Consider the following 13,903-nt stretch of genomic DNA (forward strand, 5'->3'; position numbering starts at 1 on the left):
CCTAACCAAACAGTCACATTCCAGCTATTTTCCATGAAAAAGGGGTTGACGCTTCAAAGCTCAATACGCATAATGCGCCCCGCAACGCCGATAAGGTAACGCGAAAAAAAGATGGCTACGTAGCTCAGCTGGTTAGAGCACATCACTCATAATGATGGGGTCACAGGTTCGAATCCCGTCGTAGCCACCATCTTTTTTGCGGGAGTGGCGAAATTGGTAGACGCACCAGATTTAGGTTCTGGCGCCGCAAGGTGTGCGAGTTCAAGTCTCGCCTCCCGCACCATTCACCCGTAAGCGTTGCACGGATGGGGTATCGCCAAGCGGTAAGGCACCGGTTTTTGATACCGGCATTCCCTGGTTCGAATCCAGGTACCCCAGCCATTTTTTCTTCGATATAGCGGTTCACCGCGACGGTCATTGGGGTATCGCCAAGCGGTAAGGCACCGGTTTTTGATACCGGCATTCCCTGGTTCGAATCCAGGTACCCCAGCCATCGAAGAATATGATAATATATGGCTACGTAGCTCAGCTGGTTAGAGCACATCACTCATAATGATGGGGTCACAGGTTCGAATCCCGTCGTAGCCACCATATTAAGGACGTATCGATTTAATTCGGTAAATCCAAAAAATTGTTGGGGTATCGCCAAGCGGTAAGGCTCTGGTTTCTGATACCAGCATTCCGAGGTTCGAATCCTCGTACCCCAGCCAATTTCAAAAAGTCGTCCACTTTGTGGGTGCACCCGTTGGGGTATCGCCAAGCGGTAAGGCTCTGGTTTCTGATACCAGCATTCCGAGGTTCGAATCCTCGTACCCCAGCCATATTAAAAAAGCTCGCTTTGGCGAGCTTTTTGCTTTTCTGCGCTCTCAATATCGTATGGCAAAAGGCTTATCGGGCCTACGGCGAATTGCGTAGGCCCGCATACGCACTACAACCCTAACGCATACTTCAGCGCCTGACGCTTCAACACACCGGCTCGCTCTGCCGCCATTAACCCGAGGTTACGCATAATACGCAGCGGCTGCAGATTGTTGCTAAACCCGGCGTAGAACAGATCCATCCCACTCTGCATAATGAAGTTATCGGTCATACGACGGTTTTGGTAGCGTTTCAGCACCTGTTGACTGGCCCAGGATTCACCATAGCTACGGGCATTAACCAGCACATCAATCAGGGCATCAACGTCGCGGTATCCCAGATTAACCCCCTGCCCCGCCAGCGGATGAATGGTATGCGCGGCATCACCCACCAGCGCCAGACCTGGCTGCACATATTGCAACGCATGGCGACGAGTAAGCGGAAACGCGCCCGCTGCGACTGGTGTAATGTGTCCGAGCCGTGCAGGAAAGTGTTTGGTGATCTCGGCCTGTAGCTGCGGCATGCTGAGACTCTGCAACTGGCGGATCCTTGCCGGAGAGTCATACCACACCAGCGAAGCCCAGTTATCGAACAGCGGTAAAAACGCGCGAGGACCGTCAGGGGTAAACTGCTGCCAGGTGCTGTCTCCTGGTGAGTTCTCGCATTTAACGGTTATCAACATACAGGATTGCGCATACTGCCAGGCATGAATGCCAATTCCGGCCATTTGGCGTACCTGAGAATTCGCTCCATCGGCACCGATCACCAGCTTCACAGTGATCTTTTCACCGCCTGCCAGCTCAAGCTCATGCCGGTCATTATGGCGATGCAGAGAGATCAGTGATGCCGGCACGCGCAAAGTCACCTTTGGATGGGCTTCCAGCGCCTGCCAGAGCGCCTGTTGCAGGACGTTGTTTTCCACCATATAGCCCAGCAATGGCAGTTTAAGCTCAGCGGCATCAAACACCACATGAGCGTTTTCCCACTCCCAGGTTTCCAGGCGACGATAAGGATGACTGCGCATACCCTGTACCGCATCCCAGACGCCCAGCCCTTTCAACAGCGACACAGATGCCGAGCTAATCGCCGAAATACGCACATCAGGTTGTCCGTCAGCCACGAACGGCGCAGGAACGGCGTGTTCAATAACCGTTACCGAGAATCCATGCTGCGCCAGTCCAAGCGCCAGCGCGCCGCCGACCATCCCCCCGCCGACAATGGCAATTTCCGTTGGTTGATTTGTCATGGTCAATCATCCTGTTACATGTATTGTGTAAGTTTACAGGATTTTTTACCCCTTGAGGCTGACATCGGTCATACTGGTCACAACCGCGCCAAAGCAGTACACTATGCGCCCTGCATTTCAGCCACAATTTCGCAAGAGCAAGTCGATGACCAAAAAACTCCATATTAAAACCTGGGGCTGTCAGATGAACGAATACGATTCATCGAAGATGGCCGATCTGCTGGATGCCACTCACGGATATCAACTGACCGACGTGGCGGAAGAAGCGGATGTGTTGCTGTTGAATACCTGCTCAATCCGCGAGAAGGCTCAGGAAAAAGTTTTCCACCAGTTAGGTCGCTGGAAACTCTTAAAAGAGAAAAATCCCGATCTTATTATTGGTGTCGGTGGCTGTGTTGCCTCTCAGGAAGGTGATCACATTCGTCAACGTGCACACTATGTCGATATTATTTTTGGGCCACAAACGCTTCACCGTCTGCCGGAAATGATCAATAAAGTGCGCGGCAGCAACACCCGTAGCCCGGTGGTGGATATCAGCTTCCCGGAAATCGAAAAATTCGACCGTCTGCCTGAACCGCGTGCTGAAGGTCCAAGCGCGTTTGTATCCATCATGGAAGGCTGTAATAAATATTGTACTTACTGCGTGGTGCCGTACACCCGTGGTGAAGAAGTCAGCCGCCCGGCGGATGACATTCTGTTCGAAATCGCCCAGCTTGCAGCTCAGGGCGTACGTGAAGTGAACTTGCTGGGGCAAAACGTCAACGCCTGGCGTGGTGAGAACTACGACGGCACGATTGGTTCGTTTGCCGACCTGCTGCGTCTGGTTGCCGCTATCGACGGGATCGATCGCATTCGCTTTACCACCAGCCATCCGATCGAGTTCACCGATGATATCGTTGAAGTCTATCGTGACACCCCGGAGTTGGTGAGCTTCCTGCACCTGCCGGTACAGAGTGGTTCGGATCGCGTCCTGAACCTGATGGGCCGTACCCATACCGCGCTGGAATATAAAGCGATCATCCGTAAACTGCGCGCCGCGCGCCCGGACATCCAGATTAGCTCTGACTTCATTGTTGGCTTCCCTGGTGAAACCACGCAAGATTTCGAGCAGACCATGAAGCTGATTGCTGACGTCAATTTCGACATGAGCTACAGCTTTATCTTCTCTGCGCGTCCTGGCACACCAGCAGCCGATATGGTTGACGACGTTCCGGAAGAAGAGAAAAAACAGCGTCTGTATATTCTGCAGGAACGTATCAACCAGCAGGCGATGGCCTGGAGTCGCCGTATGCTCGGCACGACTCAGCGTATTCTGGTTGAAGGCACGTCGCGTAAAAGCATTATGGAACTGTCTGGACGTACCGAAAATAACCGTGTGGTGAACTTTGAAGGCTCCCCGGAAATGATTGGTAAGTTCGTAGACGTTGAAATTACCGACGTCTGGACCAACTCTCTGCGCGGTAAAGTGGTACGCACTGAAGACGAAATGGGCCTGCGCATCGCAGAAAGTCCTGAGTCAGTCATTGCACGCACCCGCAAAGAAAACGATCTCGGCGTAGGTATTTATCAGCCTTAATCTTAAGGCATCACCTCCCCCTGAATAATTCGAGCTGCAGAAAGGCGGCAAGAGCGTGAATCCCCAGGAGCATAGATAACTATGTGACTGGGGTGAACAAGCGAAGCCAACGCATCTGCAGCCTGAAGTATGACAGGCGGCCTTGCAATTCCTTACCCAATCCCCATATTTATCGCAATGCTTGCGCCTTTTCTCTGTGGCGTGAATAATTTCCTTACATGCCGGTGAATGTTCAACGTCCGGCGATACATGCATAAGAGGAACGGTTTGAACATAGACACTCGAGAAATCACCCTTGAACCCGCAGACAACGCCCGTTTGTTGAGTCTTTGCGGTCCGTTTGATGACAACATCAAACAGCTGGAACGTCGCCTCGGCATCGAAATTAACCGCCGCGATAACCACTTTAAACTGACCGGTCGTCCGATTTGCGTCACCGCTGCGGCAGATATTTTACGCAGTCTCTACGTTGATACCGCCCCGATGCGCGGCCAGACGCAGGACATCGAGCCAGAACAAATTCACCTGGCGATCAAAGAAGCGCGTGTTCTTGAACAGAGCGCAGACAGCGTGCCTGAGTTTGGCAAAGCGGTGAATATCAAAACCAAACGCGGGGTGATTAAACCGCGTACGCCGAATCAGGCGCAGTATATCGCCAACATTCTTGACCACGACATCACCTTCGGCGTTGGCCCTGCAGGTACGGGTAAAACTTACCTTGCCGTTGCCGCGGCGGTAGATGCGCTTGAGCGTCAGGAAATCCGCCGTATTCTGCTGACCCGTCCGGCGGTTGAAGCCGGTGAAAAACTGGGTTTCCTGCCAGGCGATCTGAGCCAGAAAGTCGACCCGTATTTACGCCCGCTGTATGACGCTCTGTTCGAAATGCTCGGTTTCGAGAAAGTAGAGAAGCTGATTGAGCGTAACGTCATTGAGGTCGCACCACTGGCTTATATGCGCGGTCGTACGCTGAACGATGCGTTCATCATTCTTGATGAGAGTCAGAACACCACCATCGAACAAATGAAAATGTTCCTGACTCGTATCGGCTTTAACTCCAAAGCCGTTATCACTGGCGACATTACCCAGATTGACCTACCGCGCAGCACCAAATCCGGCCTGCGTCATGCCATCGAAGTGCTGGCTGAAGTCGACGAGATTAGTTTTAATTTCTTCCATAGCGAAGACGTGGTGCGCCACCCGGTAGTTGCCCGTATCGTGACGGCGTATGAGGCCTGGGAAGAAGCAGAACAAAAACGAAAAGCCGAGCTGGCTGCGGAACGTAAACGCGAAGCTCAGGAACAGGAACAAAAATGAGTCAGGTTATCCTCGATTTACAGCTGGCATGTGAAAATGAATCCGGCTTACCGCAAGAGAGTCAGTTTCAGGCATGGCTGGATGCAGTGATCCCGCAGTTCCAGGAAGAATCAGAAGTGACTATTCGCCTGGTTGATGACGCCGAAAGTCACGAACTGAACCTGACCTATCGCGGAAAGGACAAGTCTACCAACGTGCTTTCCTTCCCGTTTGAAGCGCCTCCGGGGATTGAGCTGCCGCTGCTGGGTGACCTGATCATCTGCCGCCAGGTGGTTGAAAAAGAAGCGCTGGAGCAAGGCAAACCGCTGGAAGCCCACTGGGCGCATATGGTGGTGCATGGTAGCCTGCATTTGCTGGGTTACGACCATATCGAAGACGACGAAGCGGAAGAGATGGAATCCCTTGAAACAGAGATTATGCTTGCTCTGGGCTATGAGGATCCGTACATTGCCGAGAAAGAATAAGCTGCCGGGCTAACGCCCGGCGGTTGTTGTTGCCGTCTGACGCAGAGTATTTGCTCGACGTGCTTAATATTAACTAACATGAGAACCCATACGACGCCATGAGCGACGACAATTCACACAGTAGTGACACCTTAAACAGCAAAAAGGGATTTTTTTCCCTGTTACTGAGCCAACTTTTCCACGGTGAACCTAAAAACCGCGACGAACTGTTGGAGCTGATCCGTGATTCCGGGCAGAACGACCTTATCGATGAAGATACGCGCGATATGCTCGAAGGGGTGATGGACATTGCGGACCAACGCGTTCGCGACATCATGATCCCCCGCTCCCAGATGATTACCCTCAAACGCAACCAGACCCTGGATGAATGCCTCGATGTTATTATCGAGTCTGCTCACTCGCGTTTCCCGGTGATCAGCGAAGACAAAGATCACATTGAAGGGATTCTGATGGCCAAAGACTTGCTGCCGTTCATGCGCAGCGATTCCGAAGCCTTCAGCATGGAAAAAGTGTTACGCCAGGCAGTTGTCGTACCTGAGAGCAAGCGTGTTGACCGCATGCTGAAAGAGTTCCGTTCTCAGCGTTACCATATGGCTATCGTCATCGACGAATTCGGCGGAGTGTCTGGTCTGGTGACTATTGAAGACATCCTTGAACTGATCGTCGGTGAAATCGAAGATGAGTACGACGAAGAAGACGATATTGATTTCCGTCAGCTCAGTCGCCATACATGGACTATCCGAGCGCTCGCGCCAATTGAAGACTTCAACGAAGCCTTTGGCACCCACTTTAGCGACGAAGAAGTGGATACCATTGGCGGGCTGGTCATGCAGGCCTTTGGTCATCTGCCCGCTCGCGGTGAGACTATCGACATCGATGGTTACCAGTTCAAAGTAGCAATGGCCGACAGCCGTCGTATTATTCAGGTTCATGTCAGAATTCCGGACGACTCACCCCAGCCCAAACTGGACGAATAAACCCGATACTGGATCAAAGACTACATGGCATTTGCCCCATTAATTGAACGCCAGCGCATTCGCCTGCTGCTGGCGTTATTATTCGGTGCCTGCGGGACGCTGGCTTTCTCTCCGTATGACATCTGGCCTGCAGCGATTGTTTCGCTGATGGGCCTGCAGGCTCTCACCCTCAACCGCCGCCCACTCCAGTCTGCCGCTATTGGCTATTTCTGGGGAATGGGGCTTTTTGGCTCCGGCATCAACTGGGTCTACGTCAGCATCGCGCAATTTGGCGGTATGCCGGGACCGGTTAACGTTTTCCTCGTGGTACTGCTTGCCGCGTACCTCTCGCTCTACACCGGTCTGTTTGCCGGTATTTTGTCGCGATTGTGGCCGAAAACCACCTGGCTACGGGTGGCGATCGCCGCACCGGTTGTCTGGCAGATAACCGAATTTCTGCGCGGTTGGGTGCTGACCGGCTTCCCGTGGCTGCAGTTTGGCTACAGTCAGATTGATGGCCCGTTGAAAGGGCTGGCACCGGTAATGGGCGTTGAGGCGATTAACTTCCTGCTGATGATGGTCAGCGGTCTGCTGGTACTGGCGTTAGTCACGCGTAACTGGCGTCCTCTGGTGGCGGCCGTCGTGCTTTTCGCCCTGCCCTTCCCGCTACGCTACATTCAGTGGTATACCCTCGAACCGGAAAAAACCACCCAGGTTTCCATGGTACAGGGCGACATTCCGCAGTCACTGAAGTGGGATGAGGGCCAACTCCTCAACACGCTGAAGATTTATCTCGACGCTACCCAGCCCGAGATGGGTAAATCACAGCTGATTATCTGGCCGGAGTCCGCCATCCCGGATCTGGAAATCAATCAGCAGCGTTTCCTCAGCATGATGGATGACCTGTTAAAATCCAAAAACAGTACCTTAATCACCGGGATTGTTGACGCTCGCCTCAACAAACAGAATCGTTACGATACCTACAACACCATCATCACGCTGGGTAAAGACAGTCCGTACAGCTACGACTCCACAAATCGCTACAACAAGAACCATCTGGTACCGTTTGGTGAATTTGTTCCGCTGGAATCGATTCTGCGCCCGTTAGCGCCGTTCTTTGACCTGCCAATGTCCTCGTTTAGCCGTGGCCCGTATATCCAGCCACAGCTGCACGCACACGGTTTTAAACTGACTGCGGCAATCTGCTACGAAATTATCCTTGGCGAACAGGTACGCGATAACTTCCGTCCGGATACGGACTACTTGCTGACCATCTCCAATGATGCCTGGTTTGGTAAATCCATCGGCCCGTGGCAGCACTTCCAGATGGCACGTATGCGTTCCCTGGAGCTGGCGCGTCCGCTGTTGCGTAGCACCAATAACGGGATTACCGCGGTGATTGGTCCGCAGGGTGACGTGCAGGCCATGATCCCGCAGTTTACCCGCCAGGTACTGACCACCAGCGTCACGCCGACAACGGGTCTCACACCTTATGCCCGTACCGGCAACTGGCCGCTGTGGCTTATCACCGCACTGCTTGGTTTTGGCGCAGTGTTGATGAGTCTGCGTCAACGTCGTAAGTAAAGCGGCTGTACCGTCGGATGACGGCGCGAAAACATTTTATCCGGCTTACAACCTCACTGTAGGCCGGATAAGCTAAATACTATCCTGCATCGAAACCCACCGAACTTCCCATTCTGGCACGTCAATTGCTTTATTAAATAACACAATAGCAATTTGGATGAATGTGCAACCTGGTCGCACCAAAGCGGATCACTGGTAGCACCTAAAAAGTGCAACAAGATATTTTTGCCCCTAAACGGTGCGGCGCACTTCGCAAAAATAAACAATAACACAGCAAATTCTTTACATTCATCCAAACTAAATGTTAACAAACACACACAAGACTGCACATTTAAGTTGCAAACAATAACAACATCACAATGGGTATCAATGCGTCCCTGGCGCAGACGATAAAGGAGTTGGATATGCAATTACGTAAGCTCGCCACTGCCATGCTGGTTATGGGAATGTCCGCCGGTCTGGCGCATGCAGAAGACGCAGCGCCCGCAGCAGGCAGCACGCTGGACAAGATCGCAAAAAATGGCGTGATCGTCGTCGGGCACCGTGAATCATCGGTTCCGTTTTCTTACTACGATAATCAGCAAAAAGTGGTCGGTTATTCACAGGATTACTCCAACGCGATTGTTGAAGCCGTGAAGAAAAAGCTGAACAAGCCTGACCTGCAGGTAAAACTGATTCCGATTACCTCGCAAAACCGTATTCCCCTGCTGCAAAACGGGACCTTCGACTTTGAATGTGGCTCCACCACCAACAACGTTGAACGCCAGAAGCAAGCTGCTTTCTCTGACACCATTTTCGTTGTAGGCACGCGTCTACTGGCGAAAAAAGGCGGCGATATTAAAGACTTCCCGGATCTGAAAGGCAAAGCCGTGGTCGTCACTTCCGGTACTACCTCTGAAGTGCTGCTGCACAAGCTGAACGAAGAACAAAAAATGGATATGCGCATCATCAGCGCGAAAGACCACGGTGACTCTTTCCGTACCCTGGAAAGCGGTCGCGCCGTTGCCTTTATGATGGATGACGCACTGCTGGCTGGCGAGCGCGCGAAAGCGAAGAAACCGGACAACTGGGAGATCGTCGGTAAGCCGCAATCTCAGGAAGCTTACGGCTGTATGCTGCGTAAAGACGACGTCGCATTCAAGAAGCTGATGGATGACACCATCGCTCAGGCTCAGACCTCCGGTGAAGCAGAAAAATGGTTTGATAAGTGGTTTAAAAACCCAATTCCACCGAAAAACCTGAACATGAATTTCGAGCTGTCAAACGAGATGAAAGCCCTGTTCAAAGAACCGAATGACAAAGCACTTAACTAACTAAAATAAATGGGGCGAGTTTACCTTGCCCTCTCGATTGTTTTTCAGCACGGACAGACTATAAGCCTGATGGTCGTTCCCCATCAGTCTCGAAAACCGAAAAACGCTGGATAACAATCTTCGAGGGTAGCGCTGCTACCCTTTTTTTTCTGGAGTAGATTTATGTCTATAGACTGGAACTGGGGCATTTTTTTACAACAAGCCCCGTTCGGCAACACCACCTATCTCGGCTGGCTCTGGAGTGGTTTCCAGGTTACTGTCGCGTTATCTATCACTGCCTGGATTATCGCTTTCCTGGTGGGTTCTCTGTTCGGTATTTTACGTACTGTTCCCAACCGCTTCCTTGCCGGGCTCGGCACGCTGTATGTTGAACTGTTTCGCAACGTTCCGCTAATTGTACAATTCTTCACCTGGTATCTGGTGGTCCCTGAATTGCTGCCGGAGAATCTCGGCATGTGGTTCAAGGCTGAACTGGATCCCAATATTCAGTTCTTCCTTTCATCGATGATCTGTCTGGGGCTGTTTACTGCCGCTCGCGTCTGTGAACAGGTTCGTGCTGCGATTCAGTCTCTGCCTCGCGGGCAGAAAAATGCAGCGCTGGCAATGGGTCTGACTCTGCCACAGGCATACCGCTATGTTCTGCTGCCTAACGCCTACCGCGTGATCGTCCCGCCGATGACTTCAGAGATGATGAACCTGGTGAAAAACTCAGCCATCGCCTCGACCATCGGTCTGGTCGATATGGCGGCACAGGCAGGAAAACTGCTGGATTACTCAGCCCACGCATGGGAATCGTTTACGGCCATTACCCTGGCCTATGTACTGATTAACGCCTTTATTATGCTGGTGATGAATCTTGTCGAACGTAAAATCCGCCTGCCTGGCAACATAGGAGGCAAATAATGTACGATTTTGACTGGAGCTCGATTGTCCCTTCCCTGCCGTATCTGTTGGATGGGCTGCTCATCACGCTGAAAATTACCGTTACGGCGGTCATCATCGGTATCGTCTGGGGAACCATCCTGGCGGTCATGCGTCTGTCCAGCTTCGCGCCAATTGCCTGGTTTGCGAAAATATACGTTAACGTATTCCGTTCCATTCCGCTGGTGATGGTGCTGCTGTGGTTCTATCTGATCGTGCCTGGCTTCCTGCAAAACGTGCTGGGTCTGTCACCGAAAACCGATATTCGTCTGATCTCAGCAATGGTCGCGTTTTCGATGTTTGAAGCCGCCTACTACTCGGAGATTATCCGCGCAGGGATCCAGAGTATTTCCCGCGGGCAATCCAGCGCTGCGCTGGCACTGGGGATGACCCACTGGCAATCGATGAAGCTCATCATATTGCCACAGGCATTTCGCGCCATGGTTCCGCTGCTGCTTACCCAGGGCATCGTACTGTTCCAGGACACCTCCCTGGTCTACGTATTGAGTCTGGCAGACTTCTTCCGCACCGCCTCCACCATTGGCGAGCGTGACGGCACTCAGGTTGAGATGATCCTGTTTGCTGGCGCCGTCTATTTTGTATTCAGTCTGAGCGCATCGTTGTTGGTCAGCTATTTGAAGAAAAGGACAGTTTAATGATTACCCTGAAAAATGTTTCTAAATGGTATGGTCACTTTCAGGTGCTGACCGACTGCTCCACAGAAGTGAAAAAAGGTGAAGTGGTGGTGGTCTGCGGCCCGTCAGGTTCCGGTAAATCAACGCTAATTAAAACGGTAAACGGGCTGGAGCCTGTGCAGCAGGGTATCATCACCGTTGATGGTACCGTTGTGAATGATAAAAAAACCGATCTGGCAAAACTACGTTCCCGCGTCGGCATGGTGTTCCAGCACTTTGAACTGTTCCCCCATCTGTCGATCATTGAGAACCTGACTCTGGCCCAGGTAAAAGTGCTCAAACGCGATAAAGCGCCCGCTCGAGAAAAAGCGCAAAAGTTGCTCGAACGCGTAGGGTTATCAGCCCATGCCAATAAGTTTCCGGCGCAGCTCTCCGGTGGTCAGCAGCAGCGTGTTGCTATCGCCCGCGCGCTGTGTATGGACCCTATCGCCATGCTGTTTGACGAACCCACATCGGCACTTGATCCTGAAATGATCAACGAAGTACTGGACGTTATGGTTGAACTGGCCAATGAAGGCATGACCATGATGGTGGTGACTCATGAAATGGGCTTCGCGCGTAAAGTGGCTAACCGGGTTATCTTCATGGATGAAGGGAAAATTGTTGAAGACTCGGAAAAAGAGGCCTTCTTCGCCAACCCGAAATCAGACCGCGCCAAAGACTTCCTCGCTAAAATTCTGCATTAATTCTTCCTGCGCGCACTCGGTAGAGTGCGCGTTACATCACGCTTTAGCATTTCTATTCTCGTTCATTTCATTAGCCAGCTTTAACCTTGTTACAAAATCACGCGAACAAGGAATTGCTATGGCACTGCCGATCATTCTTGATTGCGATCCCGGTCATGACGACGCGATCGCCATTGTTCTTGCACTCGCCTCTCCCGAACTTGAAGTGAAAGCCATTACCTCCTCTGCCGGTAACCAGACGCCGGAGAAAACCCTGCGTAACGTGCTAAGAATGCTGACGCTGCTGAAACGCCCTGATATCCCAGTGGCGGGCGGTGCGGTAAAACCGCTGATGCGTGAACTGATTATCGCCGACAACGTTCACGGCGAAAGCGGTCTTGACGGCCCAGCTCTGCCGGAACCCTCATTCGCACCGCTTAACTGTAACGCCGTCGAACTGATGGCAAAAACACTGCGCGAAAGCCACGAACCGGTGACGCTTGTATCAACCGGACCACAAACCAACGTCGCCCTGTTGCTTAATAGCCACCCGGAACTGCACGATAAAATCGCGCAAATTGTGATCATGGGCGGTGCAATGGCGCTCGGTAACTGGACACCTGCCGCCGAGTTCAACATCTACGTTGACCCGGAAGCCGCAGAAATCGTCTTCCAGTCTGGGATCCCTATTGTCATGGCCGGGCTGGACGTCACGCACAAAGCGCAGATTTATCATGAAGACACCGAGCGCTTCCGCGCTATCGGCAACCCGATTTCCACCATCGTGGCCGAATTACTGGATTTCTTCCTCGAATACCACAAAGACGAAAAATGGGGCTTTATCGGCGCGCCATTGCATGACCCGTGTACCATCGCCTGGCTTCTCCAACCCGAATTGTTCACCACCGTAGAACGATGGGTTGGCGTGGAAACGCAGGGGAAATACACGCAGGGCATGACGGTCGTAGATTACTACTTCCTGACGGGGAATAAACCGAACGCGAAGGTGATGGTCGATGTTGATCGCCAGGGGTTTGTCGATTTACTGGCGAAAAGATTGAAATTTTACGCGTAATGAATGTCTTGATTAAGACCATCGTAATAAAATGCGATGGCCTTGTTTCGTATTAGTCGAGAGAATACATAGCTTAATGAATCGTTTTTCCGGATCTTAGCCCGAAGAGAAAAGAAGGCCAAAAGGTACGAAGCTATCCTACTTTTACCTGTAATCTCATTATCAAGAACAAAGACCTACAGGGCCAGAATCTAAATATATTCTTAAAAACAACTTTCTGATATGTTCTTAAAAGCGTTCATATTACATCGATTAATAAACATATCATCTACATAGCCTTGTTTTCTTGTGGTATCAACTCAGAAAAAAGCCAAATTCCTTTTCACGGTGAATATTATTTCTTTTTACCTAATTGCTGTGTGCGATATATTTGGTTAAACAATTTTATTGTATGAATCTCCATAGCTACAATCTTTTAGTTGCAGATTTACTATTTATTATCTGCATCAATATATTTACGAGAAAGATAAATATCTTTTTGCATCGTTAGTACCATGTTTTTGACATGAAAAAATGGAGTTTTAAATGAAAAAGGTACTTTTAGCAGCATCCGTAATGGCCGCATTGATTTCCGGCCACGTTATGGCAAGCGACACCATCACCATTAACGGTGAAATCATCGAAAAAGGTTGCACCATTGGTGAGAACGGTAATGCGAACATCGATCTGCGTACCGTGACCGTTGCACAGGTGAAAGAGACCGGTATAGGTAGCGAACTGGCAAACCAGGCTGACTATTTCATGATTAAAGATTGCCCGGCAGGCTACGAAGTTGAATTAAACTTCATTGCTGACATCCCGCCAGGGTATGATAACGGTATTGTGAACACTGAAGCACCATCAAATACAGTTGTTGCGCATTACCTGCGAGATGCGCGTCCTACTCATATATCAGACCACGTATATTTGACTAACCCATCCAGAAACCAGGTATACCTTGATAACGATGAACGCACTAAAGCACAATCAAGTACGGGCTTTAGTTTCCCGGTTGAATCAGGTTATCTGAAAACGGCTGAAGTTGATGGTGAAAATACGCCAGCCGGTCTCACCAAATCTGTGGTAACGCTGAACGTATATTATCGTCAGTAATTTGCACAAACGGGTGTAATCAATATATCCCCTCCTTGAGGGGATATATCCGCAACATTGTGTTTTCACACGCCTGTTTGAGGGAGATATCCAGGATGATACAAACCAGGAAAATTGTTCTCGCGACGATTATTCCCCTAATGC

The 13,903-nt window shown here is 51.0% G+C and carries 12 protein-coding genes and 7 tRNA genes; 18 read left to right on the forward strand and 1 reads right to left on the reverse strand.

Annotation, left to right across the window (positions count from 1 at the left end; genetic code table 11):
* Window positions 1-113 precede the first annotated feature (113 nt).
* The 7 genes from OH663_RS11600 to OH663_RS11630 all read left to right on the forward strand — a co-directional run bounded on the left by OH663_RS11600 (window position 114) and on the right by OH663_RS11630 (window position 821).
* Window positions 114-190, forward strand: a tRNA-Met gene (locus OH663_RS11600).
* Between the two features lie 8 nt (window positions 191-198).
* Window positions 199-283: transfer RNA gene (locus OH663_RS11605), tRNA-Leu, on the forward strand.
* Window positions 284-306: 23 nt separating this feature from the next.
* Window positions 307-381: transfer RNA gene (locus tag OH663_RS11610), tRNA-Gln, on the forward strand.
* 37 nt (window positions 382-418) lie between these two features.
* A tRNA-Gln gene (locus OH663_RS11615) sits at window positions 419-493 on the forward strand.
* 21 nt (window positions 494-514) lie between these two features.
* Window positions 515-591, forward strand: a tRNA-Met gene (locus OH663_RS11620).
* 44 nt (window positions 592-635) lie between these two features.
* Window positions 636-710, forward strand: a tRNA-Gln gene (locus tag OH663_RS11625).
* 36 nt (window positions 711-746) lie between these two features.
* Window positions 747-821 (forward strand) — tRNA-Gln (locus OH663_RS11630).
* 107 nt (window positions 822-928) lie between these two features.
* On the opposite strand, the gene ubiF is transcribed toward OH663_RS11630, so the two are convergent.
* Window positions 929-2,104: a 3-demethoxyubiquinol 3-hydroxylase gene (gene ubiF / locus OH663_RS11635; protein ID WP_200010567.1), complete on the reverse strand. Its 1,176-nt coding sequence runs from the start codon at window positions 2,102-2,104 to the stop codon at window positions 929-931.
* 145 nt (window positions 2,105-2,249) lie between these two features.
* Between ubiF and miaB the strand changes: the two genes are divergently transcribed.
* From miaB to OH663_RS11690, 11 genes are all read left to right on the forward strand, one after another.
* The gene (gene miaB, locus OH663_RS11640; protein WP_200010565.1) at window positions 2,250-3,680 is read left to right on the forward strand and encodes a tRNA (N6-isopentenyl adenosine(37)-C2)-methylthiotransferase MiaB; all 1,431 of its coding nucleotides are present in this window, start codon (window positions 2,250-2,252) and stop codon (window positions 3,678-3,680) included.
* Window positions 3,681-3,947: 267 nt separating this feature from the next.
* A complete protein-coding gene (locus OH663_RS11645; RefSeq protein WP_019076268.1) occupies window positions 3,948-4,994 on the forward strand; it encodes a PhoH family protein in 1,047 nt (348 codons plus the stop codon).
* Window positions 4,991-5,458 (forward strand): rRNA maturation RNase YbeY, encoded by a 468-nt coding sequence (gene ybeY, locus OH663_RS11650; protein WP_200010563.1) that lies wholly within the window; start codon window positions 4,991-4,993, stop codon window positions 5,456-5,458. The genes OH663_RS11645 and ybeY overlap by 4 nt, the downstream gene beginning before the upstream one ends.
* Window positions 5,459-5,556: 98 nt before the next feature.
* Entirely contained in the window at window positions 5,557-6,435 is an 879-nt protein-coding gene (corC, locus tag OH663_RS11655) for a CNNM family magnesium/cobalt transport protein CorC (RefSeq protein WP_045441054.1), read from the forward strand.
* A 24-nt stretch (window positions 6,436-6,459) separates the two neighbouring features.
* On the forward strand, window positions 6,460-7,998 hold the full coding sequence (lnt, locus tag OH663_RS11660) for an apolipoprotein N-acyltransferase (RefSeq protein WP_048221857.1): 1,539 nt from the start codon (window positions 6,460-6,462) through the stop codon (window positions 7,996-7,998).
* Window positions 7,999-8,402: 404 nt separating this feature from the next.
* Window positions 8,403-9,311, forward strand: coding sequence for a glutamate/aspartate ABC transporter substrate-binding protein GltI (gene gltI, locus OH663_RS11665; protein WP_045441052.1), 909 nt, complete (start codon window positions 8,403-8,405; stop codon window positions 9,309-9,311).
* A 162-nt stretch (window positions 9,312-9,473) separates the two neighbouring features.
* Window positions 9,474-10,214 (forward strand): glutamate/aspartate ABC transporter permease GltJ, encoded by a 741-nt coding sequence (gene gltJ / locus OH663_RS11670; protein ID WP_045441051.1) that lies wholly within the window; start codon window positions 9,474-9,476, stop codon window positions 10,212-10,214.
* Window positions 10,214-10,888 carry a glutamate/aspartate ABC transporter permease GltK gene (gene gltK, locus OH663_RS11675; protein ID WP_045441050.1) on the forward strand — a complete coding sequence of 225 codons (675 nt, stop codon included), beginning with the start codon at window positions 10,214-10,216 and terminating at the stop codon, window positions 10,886-10,888. Before gltJ ends, gltK begins: the two co-directional genes overlap by 1 nt.
* A complete protein-coding gene (gene gltL, locus OH663_RS11680) occupies window positions 10,888-11,613 on the forward strand; it encodes a glutamate/aspartate ABC transporter ATP-binding protein GltL (RefSeq protein WP_045441049.1) in 726 nt (241 codons plus the stop codon). Before gltK ends, gltL begins: the two co-directional genes overlap by 1 nt.
* A gap of 118 nt (window positions 11,614-11,731) precedes the next feature.
* On the forward strand, window positions 11,732-12,667 hold the full coding sequence (rihA, locus tag OH663_RS11685) for a pyrimidine-specific ribonucleoside hydrolase RihA (protein ID WP_045441048.1): 936 nt from the start codon (window positions 11,732-11,734) through the stop codon (window positions 12,665-12,667).
* Window positions 12,668-13,192: 525 nt separating this feature from the next.
* Complete coding sequence (locus tag OH663_RS11690; protein ID WP_200010562.1) at window positions 13,193-13,759, forward strand: fimbrial protein; 567 nt, start codon at window positions 13,193-13,195, stop codon at window positions 13,757-13,759.
* The last annotated feature ends 144 nt before the right edge of the window (window positions 13,760-13,903 follow it).

The organism is Citrobacter sp. Marseille-Q5395 (assembly GCF_947057495.1).
GTDB lineage: Bacteria > Pseudomonadota > Gammaproteobacteria > Enterobacterales > Enterobacteriaceae > Citrobacter > Citrobacter murliniae.

Excerpts from the sequence above, each read along its gene's own strand:
- ubiF (WP_200010567.1), bottom strand. The coding sequence starts at position 2,104 with ATGACAAATCAACCAACGGAAATTGCCATTGTCGGCGGGGGGATGGTC.
- miaB (WP_200010565.1), top strand. The coding sequence starts at position 2,250 with ATGACCAAAAAACTCCATATTAAAACCTGGGGCTGTCAGATGAACGAA.
- ybeY (WP_200010563.1), top strand. The coding sequence starts at position 4,991 with ATGAGTCAGGTTATCCTCGATTTACAGCTGGCATGTGAAAATGAATCC.
- corC (WP_045441054.1), top strand. The coding sequence starts at position 5,557 with ATGAGCGACGACAATTCACACAGTAGTGACACCTTAAACAGCAAAAAG.
- lnt (WP_048221857.1), top strand. The coding sequence starts at position 6,460 with ATGGCATTTGCCCCATTAATTGAACGCCAGCGCATTCGCCTGCTGCTG.
- gltI (WP_045441052.1), top strand. The coding sequence starts at position 8,403 with ATGCAATTACGTAAGCTCGCCACTGCCATGCTGGTTATGGGAATGTCC.
- gltJ (WP_045441051.1), top strand. The coding sequence starts at position 9,474 with ATGTCTATAGACTGGAACTGGGGCATTTTTTTACAACAAGCCCCGTTC.
- gltK (WP_045441050.1), top strand. The coding sequence starts at position 10,214 with ATGTACGATTTTGACTGGAGCTCGATTGTCCCTTCCCTGCCGTATCTG.
- gltL (WP_045441049.1), top strand. The coding sequence starts at position 10,888 with ATGATTACCCTGAAAAATGTTTCTAAATGGTATGGTCACTTTCAGGTG.
- rihA (WP_045441048.1), top strand. The coding sequence starts at position 11,732 with ATGGCACTGCCGATCATTCTTGATTGCGATCCCGGTCATGACGACGCG.
- OH663_RS11690 (WP_200010562.1), top strand. The coding sequence starts at position 13,193 with ATGAAAAAGGTACTTTTAGCAGCATCCGTAATGGCCGCATTGATTTCC.